Annotated in this window: 16 protein-coding genes and 1 pseudogene; 7 read left to right on the top strand and 10 right to left on the bottom strand. The window is 72.4% G+C overall.

The features are described 5' to 3' along the window. Position 1 precedes the first annotated feature (1 nt). Both CRP56_RS38640 and CRP56_RS38635 read right to left on the bottom strand, forming a co-directional pair. On the bottom strand, positions 2 to 1,585 hold the full coding sequence (locus tag CRP56_RS38640; protein WP_097272126.1) for a multicopper oxidase family protein: 1,584 nt from the start codon (positions 1,583 to 1,585) through the stop codon (positions 2 to 4). Between the two features lie 97 nt (positions 1,586 to 1,682). After that, positions 1,683 to 2,108: a DUF6153 family protein gene (locus CRP56_RS38635; RefSeq protein WP_143664970.1), complete on the bottom strand. Its 426-nt coding sequence runs from the start codon at positions 2,106 to 2,108 to the stop codon at positions 1,683 to 1,685. Between the two features lie 266 nt (positions 2,109 to 2,374). Between CRP56_RS38635 and CRP56_RS38630 the strand changes: the two genes are divergently transcribed. The 5 genes from CRP56_RS38630 (at position 2,375) to CRP56_RS38610 (ending at position 9,133) form a co-directional block, all read left to right on the top strand. Continuing rightward, a complete protein-coding gene (locus CRP56_RS38630) occupies positions 2,375 to 3,442 on the top strand; it encodes a LacI family DNA-binding transcriptional regulator (protein ID WP_373559729.1) in 1,068 nt (355 codons plus the stop codon). 333 nt (positions 3,443 to 3,775) lie between these two features. Continuing rightward, positions 3,776 to 5,167: an ABC transporter substrate-binding protein gene (locus CRP56_RS38625; RefSeq protein WP_097272120.1), complete on the top strand. Its 1,392-nt coding sequence runs from the start codon at positions 3,776 to 3,778 to the stop codon at positions 5,165 to 5,167. Position 5,168: 1 nt separating this feature from the next. Continuing rightward, complete coding sequence (locus tag CRP56_RS38620; protein ID WP_097272117.1) at positions 5,169 to 6,047, top strand: carbohydrate ABC transporter permease; 879 nt, start codon at positions 5,169 to 5,171, stop codon at positions 6,045 to 6,047. Beyond that, positions 6,044 to 6,973 (top strand): carbohydrate ABC transporter permease, encoded by a 930-nt coding sequence (locus tag CRP56_RS38615; RefSeq protein ID WP_097272115.1) that lies wholly within the window; start codon positions 6,044 to 6,046, stop codon positions 6,971 to 6,973. Before CRP56_RS38620 ends, CRP56_RS38615 begins: the two co-directional genes overlap by 4 nt. A 33-nt stretch (positions 6,974 to 7,006) precedes the next feature. Next, positions 7,007 to 9,133 (top strand): beta-galactosidase, encoded by a 2,127-nt coding sequence (locus CRP56_RS38610; protein ID WP_097272113.1) that lies wholly within the window; start codon positions 7,007 to 7,009, stop codon positions 9,131 to 9,133. Between the two features lie 70 nt (positions 9,134 to 9,203). Here CRP56_RS38610 and CRP56_RS38605 read toward each other — a convergent pair whose 3' ends face one another. The 7 genes from CRP56_RS38605 to CRP56_RS38575 form a co-directional block, all read right to left on the bottom strand. Further along, positions 9,204 to 9,644: an OsmC family protein gene (locus CRP56_RS38605; protein ID WP_097274887.1), complete on the bottom strand. Its 441-nt coding sequence runs from the start codon at positions 9,642 to 9,644 to the stop codon at positions 9,204 to 9,206. A 41-nt stretch (positions 9,645 to 9,685) separates the two neighbouring features. Beyond that, a complete protein-coding gene (locus CRP56_RS38600; protein WP_143664969.1) occupies positions 9,686 to 10,405 on the bottom strand; it encodes a hypothetical protein in 720 nt (239 codons plus the stop codon). Between the two features lie 12 nt (positions 10,406 to 10,417). Next, positions 10,418 to 10,999 (bottom strand): SigE family RNA polymerase sigma factor, encoded by a 582-nt coding sequence (locus tag CRP56_RS38595; protein WP_097274885.1) that lies wholly within the window; start codon positions 10,997 to 10,999, stop codon positions 10,418 to 10,420. Between the two features lie 204 nt (positions 11,000 to 11,203). Beyond that, positions 11,204 to 13,114, bottom strand: coding sequence for an SMI1/KNR4 family protein (locus CRP56_RS38590; protein ID WP_097274883.1), 1,911 nt, complete (start codon positions 13,112 to 13,114; stop codon positions 11,204 to 11,206). A gap of 72 nt (positions 13,115 to 13,186) precedes the next feature. After that, on the bottom strand, positions 13,187 to 14,110 hold the full coding sequence (locus tag CRP56_RS38585) for a peptidoglycan-binding domain-containing protein (RefSeq protein ID WP_097272109.1): 924 nt from the start codon (positions 14,108 to 14,110) through the stop codon (positions 13,187 to 13,189). 116 nt (positions 14,111 to 14,226) lie between these two features. Further along, positions 14,227 to 14,877, bottom strand: a complete 651-nt coding sequence (locus CRP56_RS38580) for a response regulator transcription factor (protein WP_097272107.1) — start codon at positions 14,875 to 14,877, stop codon at positions 14,227 to 14,229. Next, positions 14,865 to 16,124 carry a sensor histidine kinase gene (locus tag CRP56_RS38575; protein WP_097272105.1) on the bottom strand — a complete coding sequence of 420 codons (1,260 nt, stop codon included), beginning with the start codon at positions 16,122 to 16,124 and terminating at the stop codon, positions 14,865 to 14,867. The genes CRP56_RS38580 and CRP56_RS38575 overlap by 13 nt, the downstream gene beginning before the upstream one ends. A 135-nt stretch (positions 16,125 to 16,259) precedes the next feature. Between CRP56_RS38575 and CRP56_RS38570 the strand changes: the two genes are divergently transcribed. Together CRP56_RS38570 and CRP56_RS38565 are read left to right on the top strand one after the other, a co-directional pair. After that, the gene (locus CRP56_RS38570) at positions 16,260 to 16,757 is read left to right on the top strand and encodes a hypothetical protein (RefSeq protein WP_097272103.1); all 498 of its coding nucleotides are present in this window, start codon (positions 16,260 to 16,262) and stop codon (positions 16,755 to 16,757) included. A 76-nt stretch (positions 16,758 to 16,833) separates the two neighbouring features. Next, positions 16,834 to 17,946 (top strand): ABC transporter substrate-binding protein, encoded by a 1,113-nt coding sequence (locus tag CRP56_RS38565; protein WP_179851221.1) that lies wholly within the window; start codon positions 16,834 to 16,836, stop codon positions 17,944 to 17,946. A gap of 248 nt (positions 17,947 to 18,194) precedes the next feature. Here CRP56_RS38565 and CRP56_RS38555 read toward each other — a convergent pair. Further along, positions 18,195 to 18,694 (bottom strand): annotated as a pseudogene (locus tag CRP56_RS38555) (NUDIX domain-containing protein). Positions 18,695 to 18,703: the final 9 nt, after the last annotated feature.

Here is an 18,703-nt window from a genome sequence, read left to right as displayed (position 1 = left end):
GTCAGCCCCGGTAGGCGACCAGGGCCATCATGCCGACCTCCGCGTGGTAGGCGTTGTGGCAGTGCAGCATCCACTGGCCGGGGTTGTCGGCGTCGAAGACGACGGAGAGCTTCTGCTTCGGCAGCACGACGGCGGTGTCCTTGCGCGGGCCGCCGCCGTCGAGCTGGTAGGTGTGCCCGTGCAGGTGCATCGGGTGCCACATCTGCGTGGTGTTGACGAAGTCGAGCCGGACGCGCTGCCCTTCCTCGACCGTGAGCGCGTGCGCGGTCGGGTCGTCCATCTCGAACGGCCTGCCGTTGACGGTCCAGTCGTAGTCGGCCATGCCGCCGCCCAACTCGACGCGGAGCACCCGGTCCACCTTCCTGGACGCCAGTCGGACGTCGTCGGCCGCGCGCAGCCGGGACGCCGTCAGAATCCGGCCGTCCAGTTCCTTCGGACGGACCGTCGCCTTCGGCGCGGCGCCCGCTCCCGTGCGGACCAGGGCCATGCCGGTGGCGTCCTTGCCCTCGGCCAGCGCGACGAGCGGGAAGACCCCGTCGGCGAGGGTGACCAGGACGTCGTACCGCTCCCCCATCCCGATCAGGAGGGCGTCGACCTGCTGGTGCTCGACGGGAAAGCCGTCGGTGTGCGTGACGGTCATCCGGTGGCCGCCGAGCGCCACCCGGTACGCGGTGTCGCCGCCCGCGTTGATCAGACGCAGCCGGACCCGCCGCCCGGGCCTGCCGCGATAGACGTCGGGGTCGGCGGGGACCCGCCCGTTGACCAGGTGGTACGGGTACTTGACGTCCCCGGCGTCGCCGCCGAGCAGCGCGCTGTCGGCGCCCATCAGCATGAACGTCGTCGACATGCCGCCGGAGGGAGACGCGGAAGCCTCTCCCATGTCCATGCCGTCCATGCCGCTCATGTCGTGGCCGCCGGAGCCGTCGCCCATGTCCATCCCGCCCATTCCCTGGCGGAGTTCGGCGAGGACCTCGTCGGGGGTGCCGGTGACGCCGTCGACCCAGTCGTCGAGGACGACGACCCATTCGTCGTCGTACGACAGCGGCTCCCGGGGGTCCTCGACGACGAGCGGCGCGTACAGGCCGCGGTCGAGCTGGACGCCGACATGGGGGTGGACGAAGTACGTGCCGGGCGCGTCGGCGATGAAGCGGTAGGTGAGGTTGGCGCCCGCGCGGACGGTCCGCTGGGTCACCGGGGGGACGCCGTCCATGTCGTTGCGCAGGGCGATGCCGTGCCAGTGCAGGGAGGTCGCGGTCCGGTCGGGCAGCTGGTTGGAGAGTTCGGCGGCGAGGCGGTCACCGGCGGTGAGGCGGATCTCCTGGCCCGGGGCGCGGCCGCTGAACGCCCAGCTCCTGGCCGTGATGCCGGCGCCGAGGTCGAGCACGGCGGGGGCGGCGGTCAGGGTGACCTGCTGCGTCCTGCCGGTGCCCTTGCGCCGCCGCTCGGCCGCGGCGACCGCCGGGCCGGAAGGGTCGGCCAGGGCGGCGGGGGCCGTACCGGAGTCGCTCGTGCAGGCGGCGAGCGCGCCGGCGCCCGCGGCGCCGAGTCCGGCGAGCAGGACGGTGCGGCGATGGATGCTGTTCATGGGGGGGGGCCTCGATCTCAGGTGCGCAGAGGGAAGTGGGCGTGCCGGAGGGCTTCTCGGCCTGATGTGCAGGCGCGAGGAAGCCGCTGGGCACGGCCTAGATGCGCAGCTGGGAGAGGACGGACAGGTCCGGGGGTGCCCGCTCGGCCGTCCCGGCGGCCTCGGGGCCCGTGGTGACGGCTTCGGCCGCGGCGGCACTCCACAGCACCGGTGTCTCCACGGGCGCCCGGAGCTTCACCACCTCCACGCCGGCGGCGGAGCAGTGCTGCATGGCCATCCCGGAGCAGGCCGCATGATCGGCTTCGGCGGCGGGCGGTTCGCCGGTGACCGCGGCCGGCATGGTCGTCCCGGGCCACATGACGTGCCCGGCGGACGCGGAGGCCGGGGCCGTCGGCGGGGCGGACAGCTCGTGATGGGCCAGCAGGGCGAGTGCCGCGAGCACGGCGACGACGGCGGCGCACACCACGCGGCCCACGCCCTGCCGGGCATGGTTCCGTGGGGTGGAGGCTCCCCGTACTGTCATCGCCGCCCTTGGGGTTCTCGGTGGACCGACCGCCGCCAATATACCCGGTGGGGGTAATGGTGGGGGCCGGATCGCCATGGACGAGGGACCGCTGGAGGAGCCGTATCCGTCCCGAACCCTTGACGAGTCCCGTATGACTGCGTAGACATGTCCGCGTAGACATGACTGCGCAGTCATTGAAAGGATGCCTGCCGGCAGTCGGACTTCGATCAAGTGGCCGATGAACCTGATCACCTGGTCGAAAAAACGGTCGACGGGAGACGCACATGGCGCCAGGGACGAAGCGCGGCGGGACCCCCGCGGCGCCGAGCGGCGTGGACGTGGCCCGGCTGGCCGGGGTCTCCCAGAAGACGGTGTCCAGGGTCTTCAACGACGAGCCGTACGTCTCGGCCGACGTGCGCAGACGCGTCCTCGACGCCGCCGAGCAGCTCGGTTACCGGCGCAACAACGCCGCCCGGGCGCTGGCGTCGGGGCGTACCCGCTCCATCGGGGTCGTCACGCTGGGCACCGCCCTGTACGGTCCCGCCTCGCTGCTCATGGGCGTCGAGCGGGCCGTACGGGACACCGGGTACGCGCTCCGGGTGGTCAACACGATGGAAGGCGATCCGGCGGGCGTCGCCGGTGCGGTCGGCTCACTCCTCGACCAGGGCGTGGACGGCATCGTCATCTCCGAACCGATCGACGAGGAGGGTGCCACGGAAGAGACCCCCCTGCGCGTCGACGTACCCGTCCTCGTGCTGGGCGCGCCCTCACCGGTGACCGCGCCCCTGGTGCTGACCGCAGGGGGCGGCGCGGGTCCGATGGCCCGGGCCGCCACCGAACACCTTCTGGAACTTGGACATATGACGATCCATCACCTAGCCGGTCCGCAGCGGTGGTTCGCCGCCCGCGACCGCCTGGCGGGGTGGCGGGCCGCGCTGACCGCGCACGGGCGGACCGTGCCCCCGGTCGTCGAGGGCGACTGGTCGGCCGCGTCGGGATACGCGGCGGGCCGGGAACTGGCCCAGGATGCCGGTGTCACCGCCGTGTTCGCCGCCAACGACGACATGGCGATCGGCCTGGTCCGGGCCCTGACCGAGGCCGGGCGGCGGGTGCCGCAGGACGTCTCCGTCGTCGGCTTCGACGACATTCCCGTCGCGGCCTATGTGACGCCTCCCCTGACCACGGTGCGCCAGCTCTTCGACACCGTGGCGCAGGAAGGGCTCAAGCGTCTGGTGCACGCGATCGAGAACCCGGACGCGACACCGCTGCGGGCCGCCGATCCACCGGTCGACCTCATCGTCCGCGCGTCGAGCGGGCCGCTCGCGAAGGGAGGCCGCGACACCGGACACTGACCGCCTGCTGACCCCCGGCACCTCCGCCCGGGCGCCGTACCCGCACCGTCGGGCCCCCGCCCCGGGCCACGCCGAGCCGCACCCGCACACGACGGGCCGCACCCCCAGGTCCTCCCCGACCTTCCGCGCCCCGCCCCGCCCGGCCGCGACCGCGCCTTCCACGCGACGCGACGCACGCGCCGGCCACCCCTGACTCCGTACACACCGCCCGGCCGTCTTCCGGCCCGTGCCCGGCCGCCCCGTGCGCGCGCTTCTCGACGCGCCGCACCCCACCATGCCCTCGCACGCCCTCGCCAGGTGTGCCGCCATCTTCGCCTCCGGCGGGAGTTCACCATGCCCAACTTCGCCTCCGCGTCCAGCCCTTCGTCGATGAGCCGTCGGCTGTTCCTCTCCACCACGGGCGCCCTGTCGCTCGGCGCCGCCCTGACCGCGTGCGGCGGCGGGGACTCGGGCGGTTCCTCGGCCGCCACCAAGCCGGTCACCCAGGCCGACATCGACAAGGCCATGACGACACCGACCGAGCTGACGTTCTGGACGTGGGTCCCAAACATCGCGAAGGAAGTCGCCCTCTTCGAGAAGAAGTACCCGGCCGTCAAGGTCAAGGTCGTCAACGCGGGTCAAGGCACGCCCGAATACACCAAGTTGCGGATCGCCCTGAAGGCCGGCAGCGGTGCCCCGGACCTGGTGCAGATCGAGTACCAGGCGATCCCCACCTTCACGATCACCGACAGCCTGCTGGATCTACGCCCCTACGGCGCCTCCGCACTCAAGTCGACGTTCGTGGACTGGACTTGGGGTCAGGTCAGCGGGCCGGGCGGCGAGATCTGGGCGATACCGCAGGACACCGGCCCGATGGGCATGCTGTACCGCAAGGACATCTTCGACCGGCACGGCATCGAAGTCCCCGGCACCTGGGACGAGTTCGCGACCGCCGCCCGCAAGCTGCACAAGGCGGACCCGGACGTCTACCTCACCAACCTCGCCGCCAACCAGGTCGCCGCCTGGCACGGTCTGCTCTGGCAGGCGGGCGCCAAGCCGTACGCCTCCTCCGGCAAGAGCGACCTCACCATCAGCGTCGACGACGCCGTCTCCCGCAAGCTGGGCGCCTATTGGGGCGGCCTCGCGCAGGAGGGCGTCATCGGCGTCGAGCCCGACTTCACGGACTCCTGGTACGCCGCCCTGAACAAAGGCAAGTACGCCACCTGGATCACCGCCGCCTGGGGGCCGGTGTTCCTGTCCGGTTCCGCCAAGCCCACGTCCGGCAAATGGCGGGCGGCCCCGCTGCCCCAGTGGGACGCGGCCAAGCCGAGCTCGGGCAACTGGGGCGGCTCCACGACCGCGGTCATCCGCGCCACCAAGAACCCCATCGCCGCCGCCGTGTTCGCCCAGTTCCTCAACAGCGACCCGGCCAGCGCGAAGATGTTCGCCACCGAGCAGTTCTTCTTCCCCGCCACCAAGGCCCTGCTCACGGACCCCGCCTTCGTCGCGGACGCGCCGTCCTTCTACGGCGGCCAGAAGGTCAACCAGGTCTTCGCCGACATCAGCTCCACCGTCAACTCCGCTTTCCAGTGGCCCCCGTTCCTCGACCAGGCGGCGACCGACTGGACGGAGACCGTCGGCAAGTCCCTCGCCGAACACACCGACACCGTCCGCGCGCTCGGCAGCTGGCAGTCGCGCATGACGACGTACGCCAAGAACCAGGGCTTCACCGTCAAGGGGAGCTGAGATGACCGCCGCACGCCGCCACCGGGCGGCCGGACCGCTGTTCGTCGCCCCGTTCCTGGCCCTGTTCCTGCTGCTCTTCCTCGCCCCGCTCGGCTACGCCGCCTACCTCAGCCTGTTCCAGAACCGGCTCATCGGCGGCAACGTCTTCGTCGGCCTCGACAACTACACCCAGGCCCTGCGCGACCCCCAACTCCTGCACGGCGTAGGCAGGGTGGCGCTGTTCTTCGTCGTCCAAGTGCCCCTGATGCTGCTCCTGGCGCTGCTGTTCGCGCTCGCCCTCGACAGCGGCCTGCTGCGGCTCGCGCGGGTGATCCGGCTGGGCATCTTCGTCCCGTACGCGGTGCCCAGCGTGGTCGCCGCGCTCATGTGGGGCTATCTGTACGGGCCGGACTTCGGCCCGTTCGCCCAGCTGAGCCGCGATCTGGGGCTGCCCGCCCCGGAATTCCTCAGCGACGGCTGGATGCTCGGCAGCCTGGCCAACATCGTGACCTGGGAGTTCGTCGGCTACAACATGATCATCCTGTACGCCGCCCTGCGCACGATCCCCCAGGAGCTGTACGAGGCCGCCGCGATGGACGGAGCGGGCGCCTGGCGGATCGCCTGGTCGGTCAAACTCCCCTCGCTGCGGCCCGCGTTGCTGCTCACCCTGCTGTTCTCCGTCATCGGCAGCTTCCAGCTGTTCAACGAACCCAACCTGCTGATGAAGATCGCCCCGGACGTCATCAGCTCCTCCTACACCGCCAACCTCTACGCCTACTCCCTCGCCTTCACCGGTCAGCAGGTCAACTACGCGGCCACGGTCTCCTTCCTCCTGGGCCTCGTCATCGTGGTCGCCTCCTACGCCGTCCTGCTCACCGCGAACCGCAGGAGGACCCCGTGACGACCACGACCCCGACCGCCACCGCCGTCCCCAAGACCACCGCACCCGAGCCCACCCCGCGCAGGGCACGGCGCCGTGCCCGCCGCAGCACCCCGCTGACCATCGCCATGCTGGCCGCGCTCGCCTACTTCCTGCTCCCCCTGTTCTGGCTGCTCATCGCCTCGACCAAGAGCACCCAGGACCTCTTCAACAGCTTCGGCCTGTGGTTCTCGCACGCCCCGCAGCTGCTGACCAACATCAGGGAGACGGTCACCCAGGACGACGGCGTCTTCGTGCACTGGCTGCTCAACACGGTGCTGTACGCCGTCGTCAGCGCGGTCGGCGCGGCGCTGCTCGCGGCGGCGGGCGGGTACGGGTTCGCCAAGTTCCGCTTCCGCGGCGACCGGCTCGCCTTCAACCTGGTCCTCGGCGCCGTCATGGTCCCGACCACGGCCCTGGCGATCCCGACCTACCTGCTGTTCGCGAAGGCCGGCCTGGTCAACACCCCGTGGGCGATCATCCTGCCGTCCCTGGTCAACCCGTTCGGCCTGTATCTGATGCGCATCTACGCCGCCGACGCCGTCCCGGACAGCCTCCTGGAGGCCGCCCGCATCGACGGCGCCGGCGAGGCCCGCATCTTCTTCCGCATCGCCCTGCGGCTGCTGGGCCCCGGCCTGGTGACGGTGCTGCTGTTCACCCTCGTGGCGACCTGGAACAACTACTTCCTGCCGCTGATCATGCTCAACGACCCCGATCTGTACCCGATCACGGTCGGCCTGGCCTCCTGGGCCGCGCAGGCCCAGAACGGCGGGGCCGGTGCCGGCAGCGACATGCTCGCGCTCGTCGTGACCGGCTCACTGCTCTCCATCGTGCCGCTCGTCGTGGCCTTCCTGATGCTCCAGCGCTACTGGCAGAGCGGCCTGGCCGCCGGCGGCGTCAAGCAGTAACCCCCCTCACCCCATCCTTCGGAGGTCCCCTTCATGGCGGCTCTGCCTGCCCGCGTCCTGTTCGGCGCCGCGTACTACCACGAGTACCAGCCCTACGACCGCCCCGCCGAGCGTCTCAAGACCGACCTGGACCTGATGGCCGACGCCCATGTCACCGTGATCCGGGTCGGGGAGTCGGTGTGGTCGACCTGGGAGCCGGACAACGGCCGCTTCGACCTCGACTGGCTCCAGCCGGTGCTGGACGGCGCCCACGAGCGCGGCATCTCCGTCGTCCTCGGCACCCCGACCTACGCGGTGCCGCCGTGGCTGGCCCGCCAGTACCCGGAGATCACCGGCGAGGGGCGGACCGGCGAACGGTTGGGCTGGGGCGCGCGCCAGGAGGTCGACTTCACCCACCCGGCGTTCCGCTTCCACGCCGAACGCGTCATCCGCAAGATCGTCGCCCGGTACGCCGGCCACCCCGCGGTCATCGGCTTCCAGGTCGACAACGAGCCCGGCCTGCACCTCCTCCACAACCACGGCGTCTTCCAGCGCTTCGTCGACCATCTGCGGGACAGGTACGGCGACGTCGAGACCCTCAACCGGGAATGGGGCCTGGTCTACTGGTCGCACCGGCTGTCCACGTGGGCGGACCTGTGGACGCCGGACGGCAACCAGCAGCCCCAGTACGACGTCGCCTGGCGGGAGTTCCAGGCGCGGCAGGTCACCGAGTTCATCGGCTGGCAGGCCGACCTCGTCCGCGAGTACGCCACCGGGGACCAGTTCGTCACCACCTGCATCTCCTACACCCGCCCCGGCGTGGAGGACGACGAGCTCACCGACCGGCTCGACATCGCCTCCGGCAACCCCTACTACGACATGCAGGACGGCCTGCTGCTGCCCGACCCCACTCCCGACGGCCACGAGCAGATCTGGAAGACCACCGGCGTGTGGGCGCTGTACCAGACCGCCGACTGGATGTTCTCCTCCCGCCAGGAGCCGTTCCTGGTCACCGAGACCAACGCCGGTTCCATCGGCTTCCCTTGGGACAACCGCCCCGCCTACGACGGGCAGTGGCGCCAGGCGGCCTGGGCGCTGGTCGCCCGCGGTGCCCGCATGATCGAGTACTGGCACTGGCACACGCTGCACTTCGGCGCCGAGACCTACTGGGGCGGCATCCTCCCCCACACCGGCCGGCCGGGACGGACGTACGCCGAACTCGCCCGGCTGGGAGCCGAGTTCGAGACCGCCGGTCCGCTGGTCGCCGGTCTGACACCGGACGCGGACATCACGATGGTGTACTCGACGCCGAGCAAGTGGCTGATGCAGAAGTACCCACCGCTCGCCCAGCCGGACGGCAGCCCGGACCCGGCCGCCTACCACCGCTTCTTCGACCCCTTCTACCGCGGCGCGTTCGAGGCCGGCCGCCAGGTCCGCATCGTCCACGCCCGCCAACTGCACGACCCGCGCGGCGAACGGGAGGGCCTCGCCCCCGAGGAGGCCGTACGCCGCCATCCCGTCCTCGTCGTCCCGGCCCTGTACCTCGCCGCCGACTCGACCCTCGACTGGCTGGCCGCCTACGCGCATGCCGGCGGCCATCTGGTCCTGGGCCCGCGCACCGGCTACGCCGACCACGAGGCGCGCGCCCGCGCCGAACGCGCCCCGGGGCGCCTCGCCGAGCACGCGGGCGTGTCCTACGACGAGTTCGGCAACCTCGCCCAGGAGGTCCCCGTGAGCCCGGCACCCGGCAGCCCGCTGCACCTGCCCGCCGACGCCACGGCGACCCGCTGGGCCGACGGCCTCACCGTCGCCGACGCCGACGTGCTGGCCGCCTACGACCATCCGCACTTCGGCCACTGGCCCGCGGCCACCACCCGACGCCACGGCGCGGGCCGTATCACCTGCGTGGGCACCGTCCCCGGCCGCGCGTTCGCGCGCGAGCTGGCCGCCTGGCTGGCACCGGCCGCGCCCGGGGCCTGGCGGGACCTCCCGGCGTCCGTCACCGCGACCACCGGCACGGCCGCCGACGGCCGACGCGTCCACGTCGTCCACAACTGGAACTGGCAACCGGCCACCGCCCAGGCGCCCGTGGACCTCACCGATGTCCTGACCGGGACCGCCGTCCCCGCCGGGACCGCACTGCACCTCGGCCCGTGGGACGTACGCGTCCTGGTCGCCTGACACCACCACACCGCCGGCTCGGCGACGACGGCGATGGCGACCGCAGCGACTTGGCGATCGCCCTTGCCGGTCAGGCCTCCTCGACCGTCGTCGTGACCGGCGTGCCGATCTCCACCGTGCGGCTGACCGTGCACAGCCGGTCGTGGGAGGTCTTGACCGCTCTCGGCAGGATCGCCCGGGCGCGGTCGGCGCCCTCCCCGTCGGGGAAGGCGACCGAGAAGGTGACCGTGAGGTCGGTCATCCGGTTGCCGAGGTCGTCACTGACCTTGTTGCCGGTGACCGTCACGGAGAACTCGGAGGGTTCCGCGTGGCGGCTGGTCGCGATGTCGACGTCCACGGCCGTACAGCCGCCGATCGCGGCGAGCAGCAGCTCGACCGGGGTGAACTCGGTGTCGCCGTCGGCACCCGAGCCGGTGCCGAAGCTGATGGTGCCGCCGCGGGTGTTGGTCGCGGTGAAGTGGCCGGTGCTGGTTCGCTCGACGGTGACGGTGCGCACGGGGTTGTCGGTCATGCCGTCGACCTTACGGGCACGGCGCCCGTGCGCGGCGCTCCTCATTGCCGCATTTCCGCCAGTTCCTCACCGTCGGCTCCGTAGACGCGGAAGACGGGGCCGTCCACCGGCCGGATCATCCTTTTCCGCTCCTTCTCGCTGACCGGCGCGCTGATGGCGTACGAGCTCACGAAGGAGGGCCGGCCGGGGAGCCGGACGATGGGAAGCAGGGTGGTCCGGCCGTGCTGGGTCATGGTGATCCGGGTGGCGGGTGTCTTCCCGGTGTAGACGAACACGGACACCACTCCTTGCGGGAACGGGTACCAGTTGAGGGCCATGGGCACGCCCGGCTCCTCCACGTCCAACGGCCCCACACACGACGGCTTGGGGTCCAGTGGGTGCTTCGGGCAGTACTCCCGCTCCTTCAGCAGGTACCACACGCCGAGTCCGACATCGATCCGCTCCCCGGGGCGCACCACGCGTACCGGCGAGGGGGCGTCGCCGGTCTCGGACGAGGCGGATGAGAGAGGGGTCGGCGAGTCGGCGCTGCTGACGGTGTGGGAGGACGGGGCGGCCTGGTCGAGGGCCAGCTTGCCGGCTACGGGGAGGAGCAGCAGCGCTGCCACGGAGACGGCCGCGAGCCTGCGGCGCCGTCTGATGGCCGCCGCCCGGCGCACGATCGCCTCCCTCGGGAACGCCGGGGGCACGCAGTCCGTCACGGCCTCGTCCAGCAGCCGCCGCAGGTCGGGCTTCGGCGACTGCGGCGGGAGGTCGGTCTTCATGTCGGACACTCCCTACTCCCCGTGCGTCATGGTGGCGGCGTACTCGGACAGCGCCGCGCTGGAGCGCAGCTTCTTCAGCGCCCGGCTGGCCTGGCTCTTCACCGTGCCGACCGAGCAGCCGAGGAGGTGTGCCGTCTGCTGTTCGCTCAGGCACTCCCAGTAGCGCAGCACGACGATGGCCCGCTGCCGGGGCGGCAGGGTGGCCAGGGCGGCGAAGAGCTCCGACCGGGTGTCGTAGCTGTCGGGCCGGTCGGCGTCCCCCGCGGGGCTGCGCTGTTCGGGCAGGTGGGGCGTGAGGAGCTGCACGACACGTCGTTTGCGCTGCCGGGTCGTGTTGTTGTTGATCAGGGCGCGTCGGACGTACTGGTCGGGTGCGTCCAGGGTGCGTATGTGGGACCAGCGCAGATAGATCTTCGCCAGCGTGACCTGGACGAGGTCCTCCGCCTCGTGATGGTCGCCGTTGGTCAACAGGTAGGCGGTGCGCAGCAGTCGTGGCCAGCGGAGGGCCGCGTAGGTCTCGAAGTCCGGCAGTTCGTCCCGCGGAAGCTCCGTGTCACGGCCTCCTCCCGCATCGTCCCCCTGTTCCTGGTCCATGTCCCGCACCGCCTCTCTTCGATCGGCGGTGGGCGTACAAGTCCTGGTCGTCGTACGCACGCTGAGTTCCCCCGATTTCATCCACTGCCGCGCGCTGGTCAGGCGCGCGTGAACTCCTCCCTGTAACACCCCTCGCGAAGCCCTCAGGTTGCATGCGCGACGATTTTTCGGGCCGCGTGTCCGACCGGTTGCCGGGGGTGCCCGCTAAGGCCGCCCGGCCACGCCGACGGTCACATATCCCTCGCCGGGGCCCGGCGGGCGGCGCCAGGAGTGGGTGCGGAGGGTGTGCAGTCGTCCTTGGGTGAGGGCGAGCCTCGGGAGGCGGACGCCGAATTCGACGGCCATGGCCTCCAGCGCGCGCCGCTCACCCAGGCGTTGGTCCCGGGGCTCGTCCACCGGGAAGAGCCGGTGCGGGTCCAGGGTGCCCGGCAGGGTTCCGCGGCTGTCGGTGGTGTCGCGGCGGACGGTGAAGGCGTACGTCTCCTCGCCGTTCTCGGCGACCGACAGATGGAAGACGCCGGGGCGCTGTCCGTCGAACGGCTCGCTCCACACCGTCACCACCCGGGTGCCCCGCGAGGCGGCGACGCCCGGGGAGACGAACCACCGCTCGTCGAAGGAGGCGCTCGGGTGGGCCTGGAGGGCGAAGCTCCAGCCCTGGCCCGCCCGCCCCACGGAGACGGTGGCCTCGTCCGCCCACGGCGCGCTGCCCTGGCCGCCGCGCGGCCGCATGCGGGACTCCCACACCATCGCCGGCTCCCCCAGGGCGGCGCTCTCGTCGACGCCGACGCGGCCCGGAAGGTCGGCCGGTTCCACGCCTTCGACGAGGAGGAAGCGGTACGACCCGAGCAGGTTGCCGGGGTGCATCTCCGTCAGCCATGCCAGGCCCGGCGGATCCAGGTCGGGCGTGGGTGCCGGGGTGTCGCCGCTGTGCCCGGCGCGGGGTGTGGCCAGCAGTTCCCGGCCGCGCTCCGGCGTGATCACGGGGCCGAGGAGAGGGTCGGCGTACAGGCCCACGGGGGCGAGGTGGTCCGGGCCGAGGGGCCGCCACCGGGGCAGTGCGGCGCGCAGCGTGCGCCAGGCCGCGTCCGTCTCGCCCCAACGGGCCTGTTCACGCGCCTGATCGACCGCGTCACCGAAGGGGCCCTCGGGTGTGTAGCGGTACGTGCCCGCCCACACCTGCCGCACGGCCTCCTCCACCGCGGCCCGCTCCGCGTCGGGGAGGGTGCCCAGCCGCGCCGTCAGTGTCCGGTCCTCGCGGTTCATCCGCACGTTCTCGGCCGCCAGCACCGGCACCACCTCCGCCGCGTACCGCGGGTCGGTCACGAGTTCCTGAAAGGACACCAGGTAGGTCTCCCCCAGCAGTCGGCGGATCTGGTCGCGCAGTGCGCCCGCCCGGGGTCTGCCGTGCGAGCCCGCCTGTGCCAACGCCGTCGCGGCCTGCTCGTACCGGCCCGCCAGGGCGTCTTGGCGGGCCGCGTCGACCGAGTCGTCCAGCGCCTGCGTCGTCGCGTTGACGAACTCCGTCCCGGCCCGCCGGGAGCGGTCCGCCTGGAGGCTGTGGAACTCCCGGTACATGTCCTCCATCCACGCCCGGAACGACGGGTACCGCTCGGGCGGACTGGCCCGCCAGGACGCGTACGAGTACACGGCCCACTCACCCGCGTCGTCCACGTCCCCCGGGTCCAGCAGGACGTACACCATGTCCGACTCGACGTCGAGTTGCAGCGCCCGGTCCCACATCCCGGCGAGCAGTTCGTCCTCCGGCGTGAGGTCCTCCGACTCGTCGGGGAAGTACTCGGACAGGCCCGCCTCGTCCTGATGCCACCTCACCTGCCCGGTGCCGGCGAGCAGCCAGACGAAACCGCCCGCGTGCCGCCAGCCGTCCGTCACCGCCAGGAACGTCCGGTACGACGGCGGCAGTCGGTGTCCGAGTCGCTCCTCCAGGTCCGCTATCGACTCCTCGGACGCGCCGGGGAACCCCAGCCATCGCGCCCGCGCGGGCTCCTCGTCCGCCACGTTGCGCTCGTCGGCCGGTGCGTCCAACTCCTGTGCGTCCGCCCACTCCTGGCTCCACCGCTCCAGGAACGGCCGCCAGTCCTCGATCTTGTCCGCCATGAGATCGATGGTGCCAGCCGCCACTGACAACCGGCGTCGTGCGTCCGACGACGGCTCAGTGCATCCCGCAGCTCACGGCTCCGAGGTCTCGGACTCCAGGTCCGCCCGGGTCTCGGGGCCATACACGCCCGGCTCGTCGTCGACGACCACGCGGGTGAACTGGTAGCCACGCACGGCGCTCTCCACCTGGCTGTTGTAGGTGCCGTCGGCGTCGCCGCTGTAGAAGCCGACCTGGCTCAGCCGGAGTTGGAGTTCCGTCACCTCCGGCCCTTTGTCGCCGGGGCGGAGTACGGGGGCCTGTCCGCCGGAGGAACTCGGCGTGGCAGCGCCGCCGGTGGCGGTGGGGGCGGCGCCGGACGCCGTCCGTGTCGGGGCGGTCGAGCCGGTCGGGGTGGCCGGGTCCACGGAGTCGGAGGCGCCCGCCGAGACGGTGGCGGAGGCGGACGGTTGCGTCGAGGTTGCCGACGGGGAGGCGGACGGGGACAAGGGGGCGGTGGCCGAGGGCTGTTCGTCCGGGAGGCCCGCGCGGACGCCGCCGGACAGGGAGTCGTCGCGCTCGGGGCTGTCGTACCAGAAGAGCCCGCCGACGAGGCAGCCCGTCAGCACGACGACTCCGGTGGCTCCCAGCCCGGCGGCCATCAGGGTCCGTCGCCGTCGGCGCCGCCGTGCGGGGTCGGCGGGTTCAACGTCCGGGGCTCGGTCTGGTGCTCGGTCCGGCTCGATCGTGGTCGCCGGCGAGGTCAACTCCCCTGCAACACCGGTCAGTTCACCGGCTGGATCACTCTCGGCACCCTTCGAGGCGGGCGGCCCCTCGCCACCGACCTCCACGAACGGCCGGATGCGTACCGGATCGAAGTCCTCCGCGGCCGCGGCCTCCGCCGTACGCACCGCACGGTGAGCATCCGAGGCACGGCGGGCGCAGCCGCACGCCGGGGTTCCGTCCGCGGCCCGGGCCGTTCCGCACTCCGGACAGACGGGGCCTGCCTGTTCACTCACTCGTGCTCCCTCTCCGTACGAGAGCCAGAGTCTAGACAGAAAAGACACACACAACGTGCACAACAGTTCGATGACCGGAACCCCGGCGTCCGCCCGGCCGGGCCCCCGATCGCGCCCTATGCGGTCGCAACGCCCAGGAAGCGCAGCACCGCCAGCACGCGGCGGTGGTCGGCGTCGGCCCTGGGCAGGTCGAGCTTGGTGAAGATGCTGTTGATGTGCTTGGCGACCGCGCTCTCGCTGACCACGAGTTCGGCCGCGATGCCGGAGTTGGACCGGCCGCCCGCCATCAGCTCCAGCACCTCCCGTTCGCGCGGGGTCAGCCGGTCGAGCGGATCGCTGTGCCGGCGTACCAGCAGTTGCGCGACGACCTGCGGGTCGAGCGCGGTGCCGCCGCACGCCACCCGGCGTACCGCCTCGGCGAACTCCTCGACGTCGGCGACCCGTTGCTTGAGCAGATAGCCGACACCCGAGGTGTGCGCGGCGAGCAGATCGGCCGCGTACCGCTCCTCCACGTACTGCGAGAGCAGGAGTACGGCGGTACGCGGGTACTGGCGCCGGATCACCAGCGCGGCGCGCACTCCCTCGTCGGTGAAGCCGGGCGGCATGCGCACATCGACCACGGCGATGTCCGGCCGGTGCTCCTCGACCGCTGCCAACAGCCCTTCCGCGTCGGCGACTTGCGCGCACATCTCGAAACCGGCCGCCTCCAGCACCTTGACCACGCCGATGCGCAGCAAGAGGGAATCCTCGGCGATCACGGCGCGCACGGCAGCTCCACGGTGATGACGGTCGGGCCCCCGGCGGGGCTGCGGCAGGAGAACGTGCCGTCGACGGACGCGACGCGCTTGGCCAGCCCGGCGAGCCCGGTGCCACCGCCGGCCGCCGCGAGATCCGCGCCGCCCGTGCCGTCGTCCGCGACGACCACCCGAAGTGTCTCCCCGATCCGCGCCACGGTCACGTCCGCCCGGGTCGCCTGGGCGTGTTTGACCACGTTCGTGAGGGCTTCGGAGACCACGAAGTACGCGACGGCCTCGACCGTGGGTGAGGGGCGCCGCGGCAGGTCCACCGCCACCCGCACCGGGAGCGGGAGCCGGGCGGCGACCCCGGACAGCGCGGCGTCGAGGCCCCGGTCCTCGAGGACGGCCGGATGCAGGCCCCGCACCAGCTCGTTCAGCTCGGCGATCGCCTCCTTCGCCTCGCGGTGCGCCTCGTCGATCACCTTCCGGGCCTCCTCCGGCAGGTCGCCGAGGGTGGCCCTGGCCAGGCCCAGGTTGACGGCGAGGGAGACGAGGCGCTGCTGCGCGCCGTCGTGCAGGTCGCGCTCGATCCGCCGCCGCTCGGCGTCGGCGGCGTCGAGCACACCGGCCCGGCTCTCGGCGAGGTCGGCGACCCGGCGGGCCAGCTTCTCCGTGCGGCTGGGGCCGAGCAGGACCTCGGCCGCCCGGGTCTCCAGCCGCACCAGAGCGCCGGTCAGCCGGGGCCCGAGGAACAGCAGGGCGAGGCCGCCGACGGTGATGTACGCGGCCTGCGTGGTGTACCCGAGGTCGCTGACCCGCCACTGCGGGGGCAGCGCCCAGATCCATACGTAGAGGGAGGCGGCCCCGACAGCCGCGGCCCAGACGGCGAGGACGGCGAGGTCCAGGACGGCGAACAGCGGACCCGCCACGGCGTGGTGGCAGACCTGCCGCCACCAGGCCCGGCTGATCAGCCGGCGCACCACCGACTTCCCGTTGACGGCGGGGCGCGGGAGATCCTTGCCGACGAGGGCCCGGTAGCGCCGCCGCTGCCCGGCGGTCAGCAGGGGTGTCACCACCAGCGTCAGCAGCACGGGCAGCGGAGTCACGGCCACCGCGGCGGGCGTACGCACCGACGCCGCCGTCGCGCCGAGCAGCCAGAGCCACAGGGGCACCACGGCAAGGTGGAGCGGCAGACCGGCGGCGACGAGCGCGGTCCGGTGTCCTGCCCCGCGGAACGGCCGGCCCGGCACCAGCCGCAGCCAGGTGGTGAGTTGCATGCGTCAAACGGTAAAGCCGCAGGCCACCCCCGTGCCATGACGCTCTCGCCCGGTTCAGGGGTGCACTTTTCTCCACCCCGGGTCGGCACCCTGCGTGACTGACGGCGCCCCGGTGTGCGGCGGAGGGTGGAGCACATGAAGGGAACAGCAGGCGAGGAGCGGGGGAAGACGATGCGTCAACTGGTGTGGTGTGACGAGGAATTGGCCGGCGCCGAGGTCGTCCCGCTCCACGCAGAGGCGGAGGCGCCGCGCCCGGCCCGCGGCATGCGGCGGGCCGGGTGGCTGCTGGTCGTCTGCGGGCTCGCCCTGCTGCCGTGGCTGTACGTGCTGGCCACCGGCCTGCCGGCCACCGCGACCGCGGCGCACTGGCCGCTCGCCTGGGTCGGGCTCGACGCGCTGGAGGCGCTGGGCCTGATCGCCACCGGCCTCCTCGCCGCCCGCGGCGACCGGCGGCTCGCCCTGGCAGCCGCCGCGACCGCGACGCTGCTGGTGGTGGACGCCTGGTTCGACACCACGACCGCGGCCCCGGGCGGCGACTTCGCCACCGCGGTCGCCCTGGCACTCGGCGCCGAGCTGCCGCTCGCCGCGCTGTGCGGCCGCCTGGCGCTGCGGACGCTGAGCCGGTCCGCGTGACGCCGCCCGCGGCCAACCCGTCGTGGATCATCGTGGAGACGCATCCGAACCAAGTGCCTCCAGGGGAGCAGCCACCATGAGTACGACGCCTTCGCGATCCGCACGGCAGCCGACCGACCCGGCCGCCGTACGGATCGGTGTCCTCGCTCCGCTCACCCGGCCCGGCTGGGTCGAGGCGGGTCAACACCTGCTCGCCGGGATCGAGTTGGGCACGCGCGAGGTCAACGCGGCCGGCGGGATCGCCGGCAGGCCGCTCGAACTCGTGGTGCGCGACACCGCGGCCGACCCTGAGCAGGCCACGGCGGCCGTGGACGAGTTGGCGGGCCAGAGGGTGGCCGCTCTGATCGGCGAGTACCACAGCGTCGTCGCCCGCGCCGCGGCCACCCGGGCCGACGCCCTCGGACTGCCGTACCTCTGCTCGTCGGCCGTGCTCGACGCGCTCACCGAGCGGCCGACCGAGTGGGTGGCGCGCCTGTCGCCGCCGCAGTCGCGCGGCTGGCAGGTCTACGCGGACCACCTCCTGGACGCGGGCCACCGCCGTGTCGCCGTGGCGACCCAGCCGAGCGTCTACTGGGCGACCGGCACCCGTGTCCTGCGGGAGCACCTCGCCGCGCACGGCGGCACGGTCGTCGAACTCGACATGACCGAGCTCGCCCCCGCCGCCGTGTGCGACGCCCTCCTCGACCAGCGCGCGAGTGCCCTTCTCCTGCTGGTCGGCCACCCGGAACCGGCCGTGCCGCTCGTCCGTGCCGTACGCCGCGACCCGCGCCTCGCCGGGGTCCTGCTCGGCGCTCCGGCCGGACAGCCCGAGTTCGCCACATGGTCGACGGCTCTGGGCGCCGACGGCACCGCGATCCCGTTCCTGCGCTACCTGCCCGAGCGGCTCACCCCGCTCGGCACACGCGTCGAGGCCGACCTGCGCGCACGGCTGGGCGGCGCACCGTCGTTCGTCGCCTTCGAGGGCTACGACACGATCGTCGTCCTCGCCGACGCGCTGCGCGCCGGTGGCACGGACCGGGCGGACGTCGCCGCGTCCTGGCCACGCGTCGCGGTCGAGGGCACCCGCGGCCGCATCACCTTCTCCCGCACCCCGGGCATCGGCGTCCTTCAGTGGACCTGGGCGCCGATCCAGGTCGTGGACCGCGATCCGGCGGAACCGGACCGCTTCCGGGTGCTCCGCAGCGGCTGAGACCGGGAAGGCTCGCGATCATGGTTTCGGTGGTGCAGAACGTCGCGATGGGCAGTGCGGACGCGTCCGACCGGGCCGCCATGAACTCCAAGTGCCTCGTCCCATGCCGTCCTCAACGGCCTCCGACTCCAGTGGGTGCTCGACCAGGACCTCGACATCCTGGGGCCGGTCACGGACTTCGTACGACTGCTCTTCGACGACGCACCCGCAGACGACTGAGCGCACCAGGCCGATGTCCTTCCCGCACCTCATGTCCTTTCGGCACGGTCGGCGGCATAGCGGGCCAGGATCTCGTGCGTGTCAGGGGTGAAAGTCCGCTCCTGAAGGATCCGCGGCAGGTCGGACTCGCTGATCCAGGTGTGCCAGGCGACCTCCTCCGAGTCCGGCGTGACGGCCCGGGGTATGACGGCGTCGCACACCCCGAGCCAGTGCGGGCTCAGACCGCTGCGGTTGAGGAACTTGAACCGGAAGCGCACCGCCGCCGACACCCCCAACTCCTCCTCCACCTCACGGGCGGCGGCCTTCTCGTAGGACTCCCCTACCCCCACGGCTCCGCCGATGCCGACCTCGTGGCGTCCCGGGAATCGGGCACCTGCTCAGCGCGCCGATGGATGAGGAGGTGACCCTGCCGGTCGTGACACACGACCACGGCGACCCGGTGCAGCCAGCCCTCCCGGACGGCGTCCCTCCGGCTCACCGGCCCCAGCACACGGTCCTGCGCGTCGACACGTTCCACGACTTCGTCCACGTCGCACAC

Source organism: Streptomyces sp. TLI_55 (assembly GCF_900206255.1).
Lineage (GTDB): Bacteria > Actinomycetota > Actinomycetes > Streptomycetales > Streptomycetaceae > Streptomyces > Streptomyces aquilus.
Note: the sequence above shows the minus strand (reverse complement) of the source record. Positions and strands in the feature narration are given on the sequence as shown.